Raw genomic sequence first — 19,520 nt, 5'->3', positions numbered from 1 at the left:
GGGGATTTGGTGGAAGCCGGAAGCGGAGTGTACGACTGTACATGAGAACCGGAAGTCCGCCAAATCCCCTGAATGCGAGCGCTTTTCGCCGATTTATCAGGCTTATGTCCCAGATTCTTTCAGTCATTTGTACTCAGAATTGCCTTTATTTTTGATTACCGTATTCAACTTTTTCTCCGACCAATTCGATAATCCAAGATACGTTGGATAACCCGATGTGATCGCCTCTTGACCCGAAGCAACATACGTTACCTTAGGCTTCAAAATAAACCAGAGATATTTTGATGAATCGGTATTAAGATCGAGCTCATGCGATACAGCCTCATTTCCTGGTGGAACGGAAAACGCGATAGATTGTAATAGCATCGCATCTGTTTTGGCCTCTACACGCTTTATTTTCACGGCGTTGAACTTATCTTTATTCTGCACTTCCAAATGGTAACTCTTCATGCTCGCTTGAACCCCAGCCCCAGCAAACGTAAGATCAGCAGGGGGTTTCGACGCATCCACATCAAATATCAGTTCGCCAATATTGACGGTGACGGACCTATCCCCAGAAACAAGCGTCATTTTCTGAGCGGTAAATTGGCCAACTTTATCAGATGAAATATTTAAATTGATATAGCCAATCTTCGTTTCCGCGTCTTTTGAATCCTTATTTTCCGTGATATCATCGACCTCAGCCTGCAAATCAGGCGTATCGAAAGTCACTTCAGAAATTTTATCGATATTCGTCTCGCCAATTAAAAACGGCAAACTAAGCGAAAAAGTTTCTCCTTTATGAAGCGAAATATAACCGTTACTCTTCAGAAAAATTGGATTGCTAATCTTTTGGAGATTTAATTCACTATCCGCAGGCGCTGGGTCATCTTCTTTTGTTACTAAAAAGACAACAACTATCGCGGCCACAGCAGCTATAATGAGGATTGGAACTAGATATTTTTTTATAGACAAAACAGAACCTTCTTTCCCTTTTATGGCAATCATTATCCTCCTCATCATACCACCTGAAAATAATGCCGTAAACCTTTGATCGAAATCGTGTATCCATTTGAACACCAATAAAGATGCTTATTTTGAGATCTGTTGATTTTTAGTTTGCCGAAAGAGTGTGATTACAGGTATAATAGAAGAATAGAGCTTTTAGTAAGGAGTCGGGCGCATGCTTAGTAGAAAAGAGGAAGTTTTTAAGCTTCTTAATAGTGTAAACGGTAAATTAACTGCCAATGATGTCGCTGAGAAATTACAAATGGATCGTGCTAACGCAAGTCGTTACTTAAATGAGCTTTTTAAGGAAGATAAGATTGATAAACTTCCTGGAAAGCCGGTTCTGTATCAAGCGTTTACAAAAGAGGAGAGCCTTGCTGGAATCGGCAGTACACAAACGGCTTTTGATCGGTTGATCGGTTCATCACAAAGTTTGAAGGTTAGCATTCAACAAGCAAAAGCTGCAATTCTTTATCCACCAAATGGTTTACATACATTAATTCTTGGGAAAACAGGTACAGGGAAGTCTTTATTTGCGGAGTGCATGTACAAGTTTGCCCGTGAAGCCGATATGGTCGATAAAAAAGCGCCGTTCGTATCTTTTAACTGTGCGGACTATGCGCAAAATCCACAACTGCTTTTTGGTCATATTTTCGGGGTCATAAAAGGAGCGTATACAGGCGCGGAGCAAACACGCGAAGGCTTGCTGGCAAAAGCTGACGGCGGAATTCTATTCTTAGATGAGATTCACCGCCTACCACCAGAAGGTCAAGAAATGTTGTTCACGTTCATTGATAAAGGTGAATATCGCCCACTTGGTGAGAGCCAGGCCGTTCATACAGCGGAAGTTCAAATTATAGGTGCCACAACGGAATCACCGGATAATTTCTTATTGGAAACCTTCACACGACGGATTCCAATGACGATTACGTTGCCACCACTTGCAGAACGGCAGTTGGAAGAACGTTATCAATTGATCGAATTTTTCCTAACGCAAGAAGCAACAAGGTTACACCAAACAATTCGCGTGCATCGCCAAGCACTAATGGCATTTTTGCTATATCATGCGAGCGCGAATGTAGGGCAGTTGCAGCGCGATTTAAAGCTGGCGTGTGCGAAGGCATTTCTACATTATAAAACCAAGGCAACGAACTATATTTTAATTGAGCAGGATGATTTGCCGATTTATGTTCAAAAAGGTCTGCTTCATTTAAAAGACGAGCCGGAGAAGATGAACCGGTTGATCGATGTGAACAAGACCATTTTTAAATTTTATGATACGAGTGAAGCGAATGATATCGCGATTGAGGATGTCGACGATGTGTATCAAGCGATTCAGACGAAGGCCGACCAGTTGATGAAAGAGGGCAAGGACCAGTCAGAACTTGAAAAAGCGCTTTATATGGACGTGGATCAATATTTCCATGAATATATGGGGCAACTTCCAACACAGCAATCCGCGAAAGAAATCATCAGCCCGGAGATTTGGGTGCTCACCGATGAGGTCTATACATTAGCAGAACAGCGCCTAGAGCGTAAATATAATGAAAAAATGCGTTTTGCGTTTGCGCTACATTTGCAAAGTACGATCGAGCGAATTCGCGAACAAAAACATATTGTCCATCCAGATTTAAATAATATTCGCAAAAAATATTCAAAGGAATTCCAAGCTGCGATCGATATCTCGGCACTACTAGAACAAGCGCTTGGCATTGAGATTCCTTTTGATGAAATTGGCTTTTTGACGATGTTCCTAACAGAAGAAGTAGTGGAATCTATTTTCACACAAGAGGCACAAGTCGAGGTCATCGTGATGATGCATGGTCGCTCAACGGCAACGAGTATGGTCGAAACAGTGCAGGAATTGCTTAATATTGAGTCGGGAACAGCGCTGGATATGCCATTATCGGTGGAAGTAAAAGCGATGTATGAAAAAGTGAAAGCGAAAGTGCACCAGCTAAATCCGACAAAAGGCGTCTTAATTTTATCGGATATGGGATCGCTTACCTCTTTTGGAAACATGTTAACCGAAGAACTTGGCATCCGCACCAAAACGATCAGTATGGCAAGTACGCCAGTCGTTTTAGAAGCAATCCGCAAAGCCTCACTGGGGCGCGGACTGGAAGACATTTACCAAAGCTGCCAACAACTTTTTGAAAATAAATATAAAGCACAAATTCTGCGTACGAAGCCAACGAAAAATGCGGTTATCTTCACTTGTTTCACGGGAGAAGGCGTCGCCGAACAGTTGCGTGCACGTGTAGAACCAGTGATCGACGAGACGAAAGTAGAAATTATCGTTTTACAGTTCCTTCATAAAGAAGCTTTCCGCGAACGAATCGATCAACTGATGGAGGAATACAATATTTTAGCGATTATGGGTTCGGTAGCATTCCAATATCGCGATATCCCATTTTTCAGTGCCATGGAAGTGTTTTCCGACGGCGGGCTTGATATCGTGAAGCGAATTATTAACGATGAAGTCCCATACGATCAGCTAATTACCTCACTTGAGGGCAATCTAAAAGAAGTTGAATCACCAGAACAACTTGTCTATTTCTTGCGTAAAATCATTTCGGAGTTACAAGTCCAGATGAATCTAGTGCTCGAACCAGGCGTTGATATCGGTATTATTCTACATCTCGCATTCCTAGTAGAACGAATGAAACTAGGCGGTGTCGATCGCGAATTCCCGAATATAGATCAATTTACGAAGCAGCATATGATTGAAATGCAAATCACGCAACAAATGATGGAAAACGTCAACATTGAGTATGATATCATCGTGCCACAGTCAGAAATCGCCTATCTAACACAGATGATGACGGCAAACAAAGTAATCACAAAAGAAAATTAACGCAGCGAATATAAGTGTGTACATATTTTACACACTTATCTTTTGTTCATGTGTAAGTGATGAAACCGCTTAGCAATACGTTTTTAGCCCATTTTAAAAGTTGGCACGGAACTTGCATTTATAAGAGTGAGGGTTAAGAAATAGCGTTTTAGGGAGGATGAATCGAAGTGAAAACAATCATGTTAGTTTGTTCCGCGGGGATGTCAACCAGTTTACTCGTTACAAAAATGGAGAAAGCTGCCGAGTCAAGAAATCTCGAAGCCAAAATTTTTGCAGTATCTGAAGCCGAAGCACCAGATAATATAGACAAGATCGACGTCTTATTACTTGGACCGCAAGTCAGGTTTTTAGAAAGTAAATTCAAGAAAAAGCTAGAACCACTAGGCAAGCCCGTTGCAGTCATCAATAGTATCGATTACGGTATGATGAACGGTGAAAAAGTATTAGAACAAGCACTAACCTTACTTGGGGAATAAGCGGTACTTCGTTACTGCTTAAATATAGGAGGGGACAAAATGTCTCATCCAAATTAAAAATTATTGGGGGAATTACAAATGAATGGTTTTATCGCATTTATGGAAAAATATTTTATTCCGTATGCAGCCAAAATTGGGGGACAGCGTCATTTAGTCGCTATCCGTGATGGTTTCATTTCAACAATGCCATTAATGATCTTGGGGTCATTAGGGACATTAATTAACAACTTACCAATCCAAGCTTACCAAGACTTTATGAACAACTTATTTGGGGAAGCACTTTGGAAATCTTTCGGGGGAAATATTTGGAACGGTACTTTCGCGATTCTAGCACTTTTAACTGCTTTTACTGTAGCTTATAACTTAGCGAAATCATATGATAAAGATGCTTTATCAAGTGGTGTTGTATCTGTTTCTTCTTTCTTTGCCATTGGTGGTTTAACAGGACTTAGCTCTTCAGGTCTATTTTTAGCACTTATTGTAGCTTTAGTTTCAACTGAACTATTTACTCGTTTAAGTGGAAATCAAAAACTTATTATCAAAATGCCAGACGGTGTTCCACCAGCAGTATCTAGATCATTCGCAGCACTTTTCCCAGCGATGATCACAGTAAGTATTTTCGCAATGCTTACAACGATCCTATTCGGACTTGGTGTAAAAGATATCGTTGGCGAATTCTACAAACTAATTCAAGAACCGTTCATGGGTCTTGCTAACACATTACCAGCAGCTTTATTACTAGCTTTCATTTCTTCATTCCTATGGTTCTTCGGACTTCACGGTGCGAATATTATCGAACCATTCATGCAAACAATCAACGTTGATGCGATCGCTAAAAACGTTATCGCAATCAATCATGGTTTAGATGCTCCTTATATCGTTAACAAACCTTTCTTTGACTCTTTCGTCAACTTGGGTGGAACTGGTGCAACGATTGCAATCATTATTTCGGTATTCCTATTCGGTCGCCGCAATAAGCAATACGTTACTGTATCAGGATTAGCTTCAGCGCCAGGACTATTCAACATCAACGAACCATTAATGTTTGGTCTACCGATTGTGTTAAATCCAATCCTATTCGTACCTTACATCTTGGCTCCACTAGTGCTTGTAACAATCGCTTACTTCGCGACATCATGGGGAATGGTTCCGGCAGCAACAATCGTAACACCTTGGACTACACCGCCGATCATTGGTGGGGTACTCGCAACACAAAGTTGGACAGGTGGTGTACTTGCCGCAGTCAATATCGCTGTCGCCGTACTCATCTACGCACCGTTCATTAAAGTAGCAGAAATTCAAGAAATTCGTCGTGAAAAAGCAGCAGCAGCCGGCGAAGAAACAAAAGATAACTTTTGATTAGAAGTGCTGACAACGCCCGTTAGCTTCGACAGAAATTGTTAGGGGACTCAGAAAAAGCCTTCCTTTGGCTTTTGCGGAGGCCACGAAATTTCCGAGAAGCTGGCGTTAGGAAGCCGGACACGATGAAGTGCTGACCACACCCGTTAGCTCCGAAAGAAACTGGAACAGGCGCAGTAAAATCCCGCAATTGGATTTTAAGGAGGCTGTGAAGTTTTCGAGGAGCTGGTGTGAGGAAGCCAGACAAGAAAAACACTACAAATTACATTGAGAACTTAAGTAGCCACCAGGTCACCTTAAATCTCAACAAAATCGACTCAAGGATGTGGAACTTAATGGAAGAATTAGAATTAACAATTATGAATCTAATCATGTTTGGCGGTAACGCGAAAAGCGACGCCATGCTAGCAATCGATGCAGCTAAAAAAGGTGATTTTGTTTTAGCGGATGAACAAATCCAAAAAGCAGAACAATCATTGCTTGAAGCACATCATTCTCAAACAAAATTAATTCAAGGCGAAGCTCGCGGCGAAAAAACAGAAGTATCTTTACTTCTAGTTCACGCGCAAGATCACTTGATGAACGCTATTACTTTTAAAGATTTAGCGATCGAAATTGTAGAATTATACCGCATCAAATAAAGCTACAAATGAGGAGTGAGGATTTTTCCTCGCTCCTTTTTTAATAAATATAGAGAGGAAGTTTACTTATTATGAGAAAATTAGGTATATCAGTATTCCCACAACATGCACCATTGGAGGACTCTTTAAACTACATCGAAACAGCTGCAAAATATGGTTTTAGCCGTATATTCACGTGTCTAATCTCGGCAAACGATGAGGCGGAATTCGCGAAATTAGAAACAATTTGCCAAACAGCGAACAAATTAGGCTATGAGGTTATTGCCGACGTTGATCCTGGCGTTTTTGCTTCACTAAACCTGACATATCAAGACTTAGGACGTTTTAAAGAACTAGGATTATCTGGTCTTCGTTTAGATCTAGGATTTTCTGGCGCGGAAGAAGCGGCAATGTCTTTTGATGATAATGATTTACAAATCGAACTAAACATCTCGAATGGAACGAAATATGTGGATAATATCTTGTCATACCAAGCGAATACAGCAAATATTATTGGTTGTCATAACTTCTATCCACGTCGTTACACAGCGCTTTCTCGTGAACATTTCCTTCGCACAAGTGCTCAATTTAAAAAATATAACTTGCGTACAGCGGCTTTTGTATCGTCTAACGCTGGTAAATTTGGCCCGTGGTTCGTTGTAGACGGTGGACTTCCAACATTGGAAGAACATCGCGGCATGTCAATCACAGTCCAAGCGAAAGACCTATGGAACACAGGTTTGATCGATGATGTGATTATTGGCAATATGTACGCGTCCGAAGAAGAACTAAAAGCGCTAGGCGAATTGAACCGCAACGAACTAGAGCTTGCTGTTACGTTCCTTGATGGCACGACAGACGTTGAAAAAGAAATCGTAACAACGCAAAAACATTTCAACCGTGGCGATGCTTCAGAGTACGTGCTTCGTTCAACAATGACACGTGTGAATTTCAAACAACATGAATTCCCAGCGCATGATACGGATACAATCGAACTCGGCGACGTAACCATTGACAACAACGGCTATGAACGCTATAAAGGCGAAATGCAAGTGGCGCTTCGCGAAATGGAGAACTCCGGCAACACAAACATCGTCGGCCGAGTGATTCCAGAAGAGCGCTATTTACTAAAAACAATCCAACCATGGCAACATTTCCGTTTAAAAGAACATAAATAAAAAGCACAGAGTCTAGTACGAGTCGCGAGTTCAGCGTCTTCTCCGTACTAGACTTTTTTTGTGCTTTTCTTCTCGTTTGCAGTCGGTCAATTCGGTCTGTATAATTAAATATAGAGAAAATATTAGAGGGGTGTAGAAAATGAAGAAAATCTGGGGAATTTTTATACTCGATTGGCGGCGGTTATTTAAGGCCCCGATTGCGTTAGTCCTAGTACTCGCGCTGATCATTTTACCATCTCTATATGCGTGGCTTAATATCGAGGCGCTTTGGGACCCGTATTCCAACACCTCGGGGATTAAGGTAGCGGTAGTGATTCAAGATGAGGGAGCCGAAATTAACGTTCCAGGCAAAGAACCGCAGAAAATCAATGTAGGTGCGCAATTAAAAGATCAACTTAAGAAAAATGATGCACTCGGTTGGACTTTTACGAGTGAAGATAAAGCGAAAGAGGGCGTGAAAAAAGGGGATTATTACGCGGCACTCTTTATTCCTAGCGATTTTTCCAAGGATATCGTTTCATTCGTTGGCGGGAATCCAACCAAACCAACCATTAATTATACGGTCAACGAGAAAATCAATGCGATTGCACCAAAAATCACGGATAAAGGTGCTTCCACGATCGTCGAACAGATCAGTACGGAGTTCATCGATAAGGTGAGTAAATCGGTGTTATCTGAACTAAATCAAGCAGGTGTTGACCTCGAAAAAGAACTACCGACAATTCGCCATATTAAAGATAAAGTTTTCCAAGTGAAACAGAGTATGCCGCAAATCATCGAGATGGGCAAGCAAGCCGTGCTATTAGAGAAGAAGCTGCCCGATCTTAAACAAAAAGCAAATCAAGTGGTCGAATTAAACAAGAGCATGCCTCAAATCAACGCAGCGGCACAAGACCTCTTACGAATCGAGGATCAACTACCACAGCTCGATAAGCTCGGAAAAGACATCTTAGTGTTACAGCAAAAAATCCCAGAGATCAAACAAATCGCGACTGACGTGAAGGCGATTGACGCTAATTTCGGAACGATTCAAAAAACGGTCAATGATGCGCTGGGGGAATCAACAAAAGCACTGGGTATTATCTCAGAAGCCGAGCAAGCTTTGCCAACCGTGAAAAAAATTGCGGATGATGGCTCGAAATATGTTAATAAAGTAACCGATTTTTCAAAACAAGTCGATCAGTCGTTCCAAACCGTGACACCAGCAATCAAACAGAATTTAATTTTGCTGCAACAGGTCACGAATAATGTTTACAGTCTAACCGAAGCGCTCAAAAATGGCAGTATCGACCCTGATAAAATCGTCGGCGTACTAGATCAAATCGATGAGCAATTGACAAGCGCTAACGGCATGCTAACTAAACAGATCGAACTTTTGACGTCATTAAATGAAACATTACCAAACAAGCCGTTAACAGGGTTCATAAGCGATCTGAAAGCAATGCAGCAAGATCTTAACGCGCAACAACAAACGCTTGCTGAAATAAGGCAAATCGTGCAGGATGGCAAAGAACCGAGTCAAGCGCTACTCGATCAACTAAACGCCGATGCGAAAAAAGTGAGCGATGATCTAACCGCGGTCATCAGCCAGTACGACTCGAAAATTGTACCAACGATCAATGCCGCGCTAAAAGAAATCACTGCTGATTTAACGAAGAGTAGCGATTTACTCGCCGGCGCTAAAGATAAACTACCAGAAATATCGTCTATCTTAAAAAATGCCAATCAGACATTAACAACTAGCCAAACGTATTTGAAAGAATTCCAACAAAGACTTCCAGAGTTAAAACAAACATTGGACGATGCGACGGCTTTCATCAATACGAAGCTCGACACCGTTATATCAGGCATCAATACTGCCGCAGCTTTTTATCAAAATGATTATCCAGAAGTAAAAGCGAAGATCCATAAAGCGGGAGATTTCGTTCGTAACGACTTACCAACTCTGGAATCGGAAATTAACAATGCTGCCAAACTAATTCAGCAGAAGTTTCCAGAATTTGAGAAAGCGGTGAAACTTGCGGCAAATTTATCTAGAGAAGAGTTGCCACAATTCGAGCAAGCAGTCAATAAAGCGGCAGCAAGAATCACCGAATTTGATCAAAACTATGATATGCAGCAAATCATTTCCTTCCTAAGAAATGACGTAGAAAAAGATAGTGATTTCATCGCGCATCCGATTCAACTAAAAGAGACGAAAGACTATCCAATTCCAAACTACGGATCTGCGAGTGCACCATTTTATACAGCGCTTTGTCTTTGGGTCGGGGCATTATTACTTGTCTCACTATTACGAGTAGACGTAGAAGTACCGCGAGGAATTTTCAACCATCATCATGTATATTTCGGAAGATTACTCACATTCCTATCGATTGGGCTCGCACAGGCGCTTATCGTAACGCTCGGTAACATCTACCTACTCGGTGTATACATCGCAAGTCCACTCTATCACGTACTGTTTAGCATGCTCATTAGTTTGGTATTCATGACGATCGTATACACGCTTGTTTCACTCTTTAATAACGTCGGAAAAGGAATTGCGATCATATTGCTCGTACTCCAAATATCAGGGGCAGGAGGGAACTTCCCAATCCAAGTTTCCCCGCCATTTTTCCAAGCGATTTATCCATTCTTACCGTTCACCTATGCGGTTGGTCTCATTCGCGAAAGTGTCGGCGGCATCTACTGGCCAAATGCAACCCACGATATTTTGATGCTAGTCATGTTCGGACTCCTTTTCATCGCCCTAGGACTCCTACTCAAAAAGCCGCTAGATAAAATAGTTCCTGGACTTTCCGCTAAAGCTAAAAAAAGTAAATTAATTCACTAATACGCATAACGTGAAAAAGGATCTGGTCATGATACCAGATCCTTTTTTGCATCAAAATATAGAAAATGTAATATTTCGGAAACCTTTCTGTAACATTAAAGTAAAAAAAGAAGATTAACGCTTTATTTTTGACATAAAAAAAGCTATAATGAAATAGTACGCGAAAAGCGTAGCAATTTCATTATAGCTGCTTCAAAAGAGAAATAGTTAACGTTTTATTATGTAGAAAATGTCCTGAGAGGGAATCGAACCCACGGCCTACAGCTTAGGAGGCTGTCGCTCTATCCTACTGAGCTATCAGGACACGTCATGAATCAACTTTATCATTTTACCATAAAACAGAGGCGGGGAGCAATCTGTTTGCAAAAAATTAAAGAGAGGCAGGGAATGGATTGAAGAAATTTATACCAATACTAGCAGGAGTATTACTTCTATTTACGTTAGCAGCATGTGGCAAAGAAGGCATAGACAAAGTTCTCAGCGATAATTCGCTCACCGTAATCCAAAACGTCAAGACAGATTTAAAAGACTACAAATTAGCGTACGTGGAGAATAAGAACGATAAAACAGGTGTGCTTGAGTACTATAAAGACACGAATGGTAAAGATATTTCTAATATACAATTGGACTCCGCGCTGAAAAAAGAAGATTCCAAGGTGAAAGTAAATCTAATGAATGGCTTAAACGGCCTTATTGCTATGGTAGAAATCAAGGATACCAAGCTTGCGAAAGAAGCGACAGAACTTGTTTTGATGGATAGTAATAAAGAAGTAGACGAGGCGACCGTCATTTCCCTCACGAATAAAAGTACGAATGATGGGACAACAGTAGCCATTATCGAAATACCGTCACTTGATCCGACGACAGCAAGTGCCCTAAAAAGCGTCGAGTTGCGCAATGATAACCACGAAAGTATTTACCAAAATGGTCTGAAAGCCAGCAAAATAAAACCACAAGCATCATCAGAACGCGCGAAAAAGAATGGCTTTTTTCCAGCGGTAAATAAATATATTGCTGACAAAGAATGGAAAATAGTAAGCAGCGCAACGCAGAAGAAACAAGTTTACACAGCCATTTTACGCGATAAAAATGGAGGCTACCATCTAGTGGAATTTACATATCCCGATGGTAAGTTAGCTGTAAAAGAAACGTCAAAAAATGATAATCCACAGTTCGATAACGAGCTATCCTTGTTACAATTACAAGGGGATAAGAATCAGTATATCGGCGTCGTCGCAGAACTTGAAACAATCATTCAAAAAGGTACGACAGTTGTTTTGAAAGCAACAGACGGCACGGAATATCAGCAACCTCTACACCAAGGTTATAATGATAGAAACGCGCTGATCCAACTTACGAAGAAAACAAAGATGACGATTGGGAACATCGCGTCTGTTACGATTCAAGATGCAGACGGCAATACACTTTACGAAATGACATTGAATTAAATAACGACAACAAGTTGGTATGGATTTAGCGAAAAGCTAAGGTTCATACCAACTTTTTTTTGATGGCACTTCATGTGACAAAAATGTAAGTTTAAACCCAATGAATGTAATATACTTCACATGTATAATGACTATTTATTTTGTATAATAATTGACAGGCCTTAAGATAATACATATTTTAGATTTATAAAAGTAGATAAGGGGTAAATAAACGTTATAATTTAAATTATTTTAAAAGGAGTACGCCAATGGAAAATTCAGTAAAAAACAAGAAGCAAGGGTATTTAATTATTTTGAGCGCTATTATAGTGGGGATTCTCTATCAGCTAATACCGCTAGTACTTCCAATAACGAGTACGACACAGGTTATTGCTTCCTTTTTCAACGTTACACTTATGTTTGTTATTTTATATGTTATCCTAAAAGAAGAATTTTTAGACTGGTTCAAGCATTTTAGCTTTAAATGGTTATTGATTGGGATTCCGTTTTTGGTGGTTGTGGGCACAGTCGCTGGTGCTCTTTGGTCTGCGATTGCAGGTGGCACAACGGCGAATGATATAAACAGCATCTTAACGTGGGATTATGTCATTAAAAATGTTCCATTCATGCTGATGGGGGAAGAATTACTCTCGATTGCCATTCTTTACGGAGCCTGGAAAAAGTTAAATTGGAGTTTCTGGCAAGCTACCTTACTATGCTCCGTCCTGTTTGCACTATGGCACTTACCTTCTTATGACTACAACGCATTACAATGTTTAGTCACGATCATCCCAAGCAGATTAGTTTTAAATTATCTATTCAAGAAAAGTAATTCCATCTGGGTTACTTGGATCGTCCATATCGCATTTGATCTCCTTACCTTTTTGCCGATATTATTAAAATAAGTTGCAAAAAAAACCAGGAAACACGAGCCGAATGACGACTTGTATTTCCTGGTTTTGCGTTTTAATTAATTTTTTTTGCTACTTTATCAATGTATTCCAGTGACAGGCCAGTTCCGATAGCGACGGACTCTAAAGGACTTGGCGCCATATGTACAGGAACATCAATCTGATTGATTAACCATTCTTGAACACCGTGTAATAATGCACCGCCACCAGTTAGGATGATGCCACGATCGACAATATCACCACTTAGCTCAGCAGGACATTGCTCAAGCGTCACACGAATCGCCTCAAGAATTCGATTTAACGTTTCTTCTAGCGCTTTTTGAATTTCAGTAGATGTAATCGTTAGTGTCATCGGTAGACCTGTTAAAAGATCACGACCGCGAACATCCATTGTGATTTCTGTGTGAGGAAGTGGCGCGTATCCAAGTTCCATTTTAATTCGCTCAGCTGTAGCCTCACCAACAAGGAGATTATAGTTTTTACGGATATGTTGGATAATTTCTTCATCCATATGGTCACCGCCAGTTCGCACGGACGTACTCGTTACGATGCCACCGTAAGAAATAATAGCGATTTCACTTGTTCCACCGCCAATATCGACAATCACATTTGCAATCGGCTCATCTACGGGTAAATCAGCACCAATAGCAGCTGCGACAGGTTCTTCGATGAGAGTAACAGCTTTTGCTCCCATCATTTTAACCGCATCCACAATAGCACGACGTTCCACAGAAGTTGCTCCAGTTGGTGCACAAACAACGACGTTAGGTTTCTTCACAGAATTACCAACAACTCCTGTAACACGGCGCATAATCTCGCGCAATAGCCCAGCAGTAACATCAAAATCAGCAATGACGCCATCTCTTAGCGGACGCACGGCAATAATATTAGTAGGTGTTTTCCCAATCATTTCTTTGGCTTCTTGGCCAATGGCAAGCACGGATTTCGTATTCACATCCATCGCGACAACAGAAGGCTCATTCAAAATTATTCCTTTAGATTTGCTATATACTAAGATGTTCGCGGTACCAAGGTCGATACCAATCGTTGTATTTCCAAACATTTTTTTAGCCTCCATATTTCCTTTTTCATGCTTTTATCGGCATAGTCTCTAGTATAAAGCAGTTTAGCCGTGGATGGGGCATATAAAGATAATGATATAAAAAGGTAATATAGGAATCGCGCGGGAATAGGCTTTCACTTGAAAAACGTAAACCGCATGTAAAAAACTTAATACAAATCCAGTATTTAACTTAAGAGAAAAATGGCAAATTAAGTCGTGGTGTCGTTAGTTCCAAATCACCAGATACCGTGCGTTGACTGTAAAATTGAATCCGTCCAGTTCCAATAGCAATTGATTCCAGTGGATTCGGATCGAGGATGACGGGGAAATCGACTTGATTTGTTAGCCATTCTTTAAAGCCATTTAGCAAGGAAGCACCACCAGTTAAAATAATACCTTGATCCATAATATCACCGCTCAGTTCAGCTGGAGATTGCTCCACCATTACATGAATCATTTTGATGATTTTTGCTAAAAATTCTGTAATTAATGGTTGGATGTCAGTAGAGGAGATGTTTGTCGTTGCTGGGAGGCCAGTTAGCAAGCTGCGACCACGAACATCCATTGATTTTAGAAGATGCGGGATGGGCGCAGAACCAAGTTTCATTTTAATTTTTTCGGCGGTCAAATCACCAATGAGTAGATGGTGTTCTTCGCGGAAATATTGGATAATTTCGGCATCTAGCGAGTTGCCAGCCGAGCGGATGGACATGTTTGCGAGCACGCCTCGGTAGGATACAATCGATACTTCTGTTGTGCCAGCGCCAATATTGACAATCATATTGGAGACAGGTTCGTTGATAGGAAGGCCAGCACCAATGGCGGCGGCAACGGGAGCTTCGACAATGGTGACTACTTTGATTCCAGTTGCAAGTACAGCATCACGAATAATATTTCGCTCGACAAGTGTTGCACCAGCGGGGACATTGACACTCGCGGCTGTTTTACGAATGGAGATATTAGCGATGCGAGCAACACGATCCAGAACCGCTTGCAATAACTTTACTGTATTATCAAAATCTGCAATAACACCGTCTTTTAGTGGTTTAATGGCAGTTAAAGTGGTAGGCGTTTTTCCGTACATTTGTTTTGCTAAATTCCCGATCGCATAGACTTCTTTTGTCTTAACATCTAAAACGACAACAGCAGGTTCACGAAACATGATTCCCCGCAGTTCATTGTAAACAACGATATTCGCTGTTCCGAGATCGATCCCAATGGAAGAATGACTAAACATAAGCACACACCTTACTTTCTAAATATATTTTTTTAATAGTACATATTCAGATAATTGCCGTAAAACGGTAAACGTAAACATTTCTTTCACAATAATTTGCGGATAATTTGAATAAATCTTTCCGGCTCCTCAATTAATGGAGAATGGGCGGAGTCTTCGAATGTGAAAAAAATCTTTTGCAGGAGCTTCCATAGTTTCGAAAAAGCGCTTGGATAGGACGTAGGAAACTTGATAATCGTGTTCTCCGTGAATGATATAGACCGGTATCTTAAAAGTAGTTGGCATATTATCGAGTAACAGGTCAGGAAAAAGGCACTGCAACGAGAATAGGGAGCCGCGCAAATAGTTTACTTTTTCTTTTAGCGTGTAGCCTTTGAAGAATAGAATTCGCATGGTTTGGCTATACATCGTGCGTTTTTTGTGCTCCAAACCAATACCATATTTGTTCATTAACGAAAGTCTTATACTTGTAATATAGCCTAATGATGGGAAGTCGGCCGAGTTTGAATCATATTTTTTTAACGCACGTAAAGCTCGTTTATCGCCAATTTCCGTTGCATGATGAAACACATAATCGTAAGCTAATTTTTCGGATGGCAGTTGTTGCGTGACTTGCCCAGTTCCAATATAGGCGTGGTAACATTCTGGGTATTTTTCAATTGTTTTTAGTCCTAGAGCAGATCCCCAAGAATGGCCTAAGATGTATATTTTCTCCTTTTGAAACCGCTGTTGTAGGTAGTTTGTTACTGCCAAATTGTCAGCTACCAGTTGTTCCATAGTCACACTCTCGGGCGAGATTGACTTATTAAAAGACATACCTGCTCCACGTTGATCTAGATAGCAAACGGTAAAAAGTTGCTCCAAGCGTTTATCAGGATCTTTTATATCAAGAAGTGGGAGCTCTGGACTTCCTGGACCGCCGTGTAAAAATAAGAGAACAGGGTTGTTCGTATTTTCGCTTTGGATAAAGCAACCAAGATGTGTATCGTTTATTGGCAACATTACTTTTTCGCAAATCGCAGTTTGTATTATTTCTCCATTTTTATTTTTCAGTGTAGCCAATTTACCAGGACTAATAAGTATTAATAATAATGAGAGCGCTAATATGAATAGCACTAATATTGCAAGTATCATTTTGTGAAACCTCCTTCTATGTCAGTATGAATCCGCTATCAATCGTTTCAAGTGAGCGCTAAATTCCTTGATAGTTGCATTATCTACACAAAGTATCCGCTGAATTAATTCCAAGAAGGCGGCAGTTTTCTGCGAACGAAAGAGATCATCGTTTGGAAATTCGCCGAGTGCAGAAAAAAACATGTCCCCAATGGTGTAGAGCGACTGAGCAATATCTTTCGGGTAGTCTGTGTGAAAAATACCTTCAGAAACACCGGTTACGATTATCTGCTCTAAATACGGTACAGCATATTTGGCATTTAAAATCTTGACTCGATAGGCGACAAGTGAATTCATTTGTGCCTGTTTGAATAGGGCAAATTGTGATTGGAATTCAGAAGGACTAAAAAAATCTGTGCGCATAAAGACGACTAATTTCTCTATTACTGTGGAGGCATTATTTATTTTTTCTTCAAAAGCTGGTAATTGTTCCTGAATCGCGAAAATAATAACAGCGTCTAATATGGCATCTTTAGATTCGAAATAGTGGTACATCCCGCCTTTTGATAATTGACAGGCTTTCATAATATCGGTGATTGTCGTTTTCTCATAGCCTTTTTCGATAAAAAGTTGTAGCGAGATTTTTACGATTTCAGCTTGCTTTATAGGGAAATTTATATTAGACTTCATAGCTTAACAAGAACTCCTTTCATCATAAACCGACCTCGGTCTATTTATTCTAGCACGAAAACGCAAAAAAGTCATTTATCCATAGCTAAGAAAAAGCGATGAATAAATGACTTTGAGTTACTGAGCACGATCTTGTTTTTCATACAGACTATACATGTAGAAGTAAATAAATCCGCTTATAACCGCGAGTACAGCAATCGTTGCAAATGTGGCAAAATAGCCGACAAACGTTGATAGTGTAATCGCAAGTGGTGCAATAACTTTACCGAATGTATAGCGAAGTCCAGCTGCTGAGAAATACATCGCCCGTTTATCGTCCGGAGCAATTTTAGCAACGAAGTTCTGTTGGATTCCGACGGTCATCAATTCTGCGAAACTAAATAAAATAATCGCTACGATAGCGCCCCATGGTCCTGTCGCGATCCCGAATAAGATGATCGCAATCCCGTAAAGGAAAGAGGAGTTCATGAAAACAAGTTTTTCACGGTAACGGCTCATCATTCGTGTGAAGAATACGGTCAATAAAGCGACACAAAAGCCGTTGATGGAAACAATGAAGCCGAATAATTGTTCTCCTGTAAGTTGTACGGAGAAAATCGACGCATCGCCGATAACCTCTGTAATATAGAGTGGAAATAATAAATCCAATTGCATAAAGGACTGCGAAATAATGACGCCAGCCACGATGTATAAGAAGAAAACTTTATCCGTAAAAATAAGTTTGTAATTGCGTATCTGCTCCATCAATACCGTCGTTAGTTTTTTCTGTTTTTGCGCTAGGCGTAACTCTGGATTAATAGCCATTGGCGCGGTTTCATGTCCAAATTTAGTGAGTAGGAATAGCAGTAATAAATCCGCCAAAACGATCGCGATCAACGTTTGTGACGTGTACTTATTAAACACCAGCGCCCCAATAATTGGCCCGATAACCACCGCGATATTGATCATCATGTAAAAAATCGAGTAGACGTGGCTCCGATGTTCCGGTTTCACGACATCCGCAATCATTGCTTGGCTTGCAGGTTGGTAAAATGACATGAAGATACTAGCAATCATGAATCCAAGAAACGCTATATAAGGCGAGTGAAACATCGAAGTCGCCGCAATCGCAAAAATTAAGAACCCAGCACCTTCACCGATAACCGAAATACTCATCATGCGCTTTCGCCCATATGTGTCGGCAAAATAACCCCCGAGTAGCGCAGTAATAACAGACAAAGCCTGCGATAGAATGAGTAGTAAACTCGTTGTTTGCCTCCCGATAGAATCCGAAAAATAAATAGTCAGAAAGGGGAATACCGCCCAAAAAGAAATATCAAGCAAGGCCTCCCCGAATAATCGCACTTTGAGATTAATATCCCAAGTTTTAAACTTCATATTAAAAATCACCTCTTTTATTCATTCATTAAAAAAAAAACCCTTGAAAAAACCATTTCAAGGGCAAATCATTAGAAAATAATACACAACTTAGAATCTAATATTCATAACTCAGGCGATATTAAAATGCCCAATCACCATTACGGAAAACAGGCACTTTTTCGCCAGTTTTTGTAATGCCGTCAATATTCATTTGGTCAGAACCAATCATGAAATCAACGTGAGTCATACTTGAATTGACTCCAGCTTTCTCTAGTTCTTCACGGCTCATATCTTCGCCACCTTTAATATTAAATGCATACGCACTACCAATTGCTAAGTGATTCGATGCATTTTCATCAAACAACGTATTGTAGAATAAAATTCCAGATTGAGAAATAGGAGATGGATCTGGAACTAGTGCCACTTCGCCTAAGTAATGCGAGCCTTCATCCGTTGCGACTAGATCTTTTAGAATTTCTTCTCCTTGTTCTGCTACCACATCCACAATTCGACCATCTTTAAAGGTGATTTTAAATTTATCAATGATATTTCCAGCATAGCTAAGCGGTTTTGTACTAGATACATAACCATTTACCTTATCTTTTTGAGCGCAAGAGAAAACTTCTTCTGTCGGCATATTTGCCATGAATTCTTTACCTTGTTTATTATAGCTACCAGCACCAACCCAAACATGGTTTTCCGGTAGACCAATTGTCAAATCAGTGTCAGGAGCTGTGTAATGAAGCGCCGTATACTGTTGGTCATTTAGATAAGCTGCTTTACTATTCAATGTTTCATCATGTGTTTTCCACGTTTGAATAGGATCAGCGGTGTTAATACGCGTCGTTTCAAAAATAGTTTCCCATAACGTAGCAACTTGCTCGCTTTGTGGAAGATTAGGGAAGACTTTTGCAGCCCAACCTTCAGATGCAGCACCGACCACCGTCCAACTAATCGCGTTCGACTGAATCATTTGGCGGAACTTCTCAAGCGCTTGTCCCATTGCTTTTTGGTTTGCAGCGATTTTTTGACCATCTACACCTTTTAAAAGGTCTGGATTTTCAGAAACAATCGATACAAATGCTGCGTTCTCACCAGCAAGTTCGATGCGTTCAGCGGCACGATGAAGTGGCGCTTGTTCAAAGATTTCAAGCGGTGAATTTTGGTAGCGAAGTAATGTGATTTCGTCATCCGCCCAGTTAATAATAACGTCACTTGCGCCAGCTTCATATGCTTTTTTAGTAAGTAAACGGCTTAGTGGTGCGCTTTCAACGGAACTATTAATTACTACTTTCTGATTGGGTTGAATATTTACCCCAACCTTGACGATTAATTCTGCATATTTTTCTAATTTCTCATTAAATGTTGCCATATGTAGCACCCCTCTTCTATTCGATAAAAGCATTGTATCCT

Annotated in this window: 15 protein-coding genes and 1 tRNA gene; 8 read left to right on the top strand and 8 right to left on the bottom strand. The window is 40.5% G+C overall.

Annotation, left to right across the window (positions count from 1 at the left end):
• Positions 1–123: 123 nt before the first annotated feature.
• The gene (locus UE46_RS10725) at positions 124–987 is read right to left on the bottom strand and encodes a hypothetical protein (protein WP_036062785.1); all 864 of its coding nucleotides are present in this window, start codon (positions 985–987) and stop codon (positions 124–126) included.
• A 175-nt stretch (positions 988–1,162) separates the two neighbouring features.
• On the opposite strand from UE46_RS10725, the gene UE46_RS10720 reads away from it, so the two are divergent.
• The 6 genes from UE46_RS10720 to UE46_RS10695 all read left to right on the top strand — a co-directional run bounded on the left by UE46_RS10720 (position 1,163) and on the right by UE46_RS10695 (position 10,307).
• Complete coding sequence (locus UE46_RS10720) at positions 1,163–3,844, top strand: sigma 54-interacting transcriptional regulator (protein WP_036062784.1); 2,682 nt, start codon at positions 1,163–1,165, stop codon at positions 3,842–3,844.
• A 167-nt stretch (positions 3,845–4,011) separates the two neighbouring features.
• On the top strand, positions 4,012–4,320 hold the full coding sequence (locus tag UE46_RS10715; RefSeq protein WP_077912595.1) for a PTS sugar transporter subunit IIB: 309 nt from the start codon (positions 4,012–4,014) through the stop codon (positions 4,318–4,320).
• Between the two features lie 78 nt (positions 4,321–4,398).
• Positions 4,399–5,679 carry a PTS sugar transporter subunit IIC gene (locus tag UE46_RS10710; protein WP_036062783.1) on the top strand — a complete coding sequence of 427 codons (1,281 nt, stop codon included), beginning with the start codon at positions 4,399–4,401 and terminating at the stop codon, positions 5,677–5,679.
• A 335-nt stretch (positions 5,680–6,014) separates the two neighbouring features.
• Complete coding sequence (locus UE46_RS10705; RefSeq protein WP_036062781.1) at positions 6,015–6,320, top strand: PTS sugar transporter subunit IIA; 306 nt, start codon at positions 6,015–6,017, stop codon at positions 6,318–6,320.
• A 71-nt stretch (positions 6,321–6,391) separates the two neighbouring features.
• Positions 6,392–7,477: a DUF871 domain-containing protein gene (locus UE46_RS10700; RefSeq protein ID WP_036062779.1), complete on the top strand. Its 1,086-nt coding sequence runs from the start codon at positions 6,392–6,394 to the stop codon at positions 7,475–7,477.
• Positions 7,478–7,616: 139 nt separating this feature from the next.
• Positions 7,617–10,307 carry a YhgE/Pip domain-containing protein gene (locus tag UE46_RS10695; RefSeq protein ID WP_036062777.1) on the top strand — a complete coding sequence of 897 codons (2,691 nt, stop codon included), beginning with the start codon at positions 7,617–7,619 and terminating at the stop codon, positions 10,305–10,307.
• 230 nt (positions 10,308–10,537) lie between these two features.
• Here the strand turns inward: UE46_RS10695 and UE46_RS10690 are convergent.
• Positions 10,538–10,611 (bottom strand) — tRNA-Arg (locus tag UE46_RS10690).
• An 88-nt stretch (positions 10,612–10,699) separates the two neighbouring features.
• Between UE46_RS10690 and UE46_RS10685 the strand changes: the two genes are divergently transcribed.
• Entirely contained in the window at positions 10,700–11,755 is a 1,056-nt protein-coding gene (locus UE46_RS10685) for an LptM family lipoprotein (protein WP_118907605.1), read from the top strand.
• Positions 11,756–12,003: 248 nt separating this feature from the next.
• Positions 12,004–12,639 (top strand): CPBP family intramembrane glutamic endopeptidase, encoded by a 636-nt coding sequence (locus UE46_RS10680; protein ID WP_036062772.1) that lies wholly within the window; start codon positions 12,004–12,006, stop codon positions 12,637–12,639.
• A 61-nt stretch (positions 12,640–12,700) separates the two neighbouring features.
• Here the strand turns inward: UE46_RS10680 and mreBH are convergent, their stop codons facing one another.
• The 6 genes from mreBH to UE46_RS10650 form a co-directional block, all read right to left on the bottom strand.
• Positions 12,701–13,708 (bottom strand): rod-share determining protein MreBH, encoded by a 1,008-nt coding sequence (gene mreBH, locus UE46_RS10675; RefSeq protein WP_036062769.1) that lies wholly within the window; start codon positions 13,706–13,708, stop codon positions 12,701–12,703.
• 190 nt (positions 13,709–13,898) lie between these two features.
• Positions 13,899–14,945 carry a rod shape-determining protein gene (mreB, locus tag UE46_RS10670; protein ID WP_051493049.1) on the bottom strand — a complete coding sequence of 349 codons (1,047 nt, stop codon included), beginning with the start codon at positions 14,943–14,945 and terminating at the stop codon, positions 13,899–13,901.
• A gap of 129 nt (positions 14,946–15,074) precedes the next feature.
• Entirely contained in the window at positions 15,075–16,079 is a 1,005-nt protein-coding gene (locus tag UE46_RS10665) for an alpha/beta fold hydrolase (RefSeq protein WP_118907604.1), read from the bottom strand.
• A 21-nt stretch (positions 16,080–16,100) separates the two neighbouring features.
• Positions 16,101–16,748: a TetR/AcrR family transcriptional regulator gene (locus tag UE46_RS10660; RefSeq protein WP_036062766.1), complete on the bottom strand. Its 648-nt coding sequence runs from the start codon at positions 16,746–16,748 to the stop codon at positions 16,101–16,103.
• A 117-nt stretch (positions 16,749–16,865) separates the two neighbouring features.
• Positions 16,866–18,125, bottom strand: a complete 1,260-nt coding sequence (locus UE46_RS10655) for an MDR family MFS transporter (RefSeq protein ID WP_036062763.1) — start codon at positions 18,123–18,125, stop codon at positions 16,866–16,868.
• Positions 18,126–18,246: 121 nt separating this feature from the next.
• Positions 18,247–19,479, bottom strand: coding sequence for an aminopeptidase (locus UE46_RS10650; protein ID WP_036062760.1), 1,233 nt, complete (start codon positions 19,477–19,479; stop codon positions 18,247–18,249).
• Positions 19,480–19,520 lie beyond the last annotated feature (41 nt).

It is taken from the genome of Listeria weihenstephanensis (assembly GCF_003534205.1).
Lineage (GTDB): Bacteria > Bacillota > Bacilli > Lactobacillales > Listeriaceae > Listeria_A > Listeria_A weihenstephanensis.
Note: the sequence above shows the minus strand (reverse complement) of the source record. Positions and strands in the feature narration are given on the sequence as shown.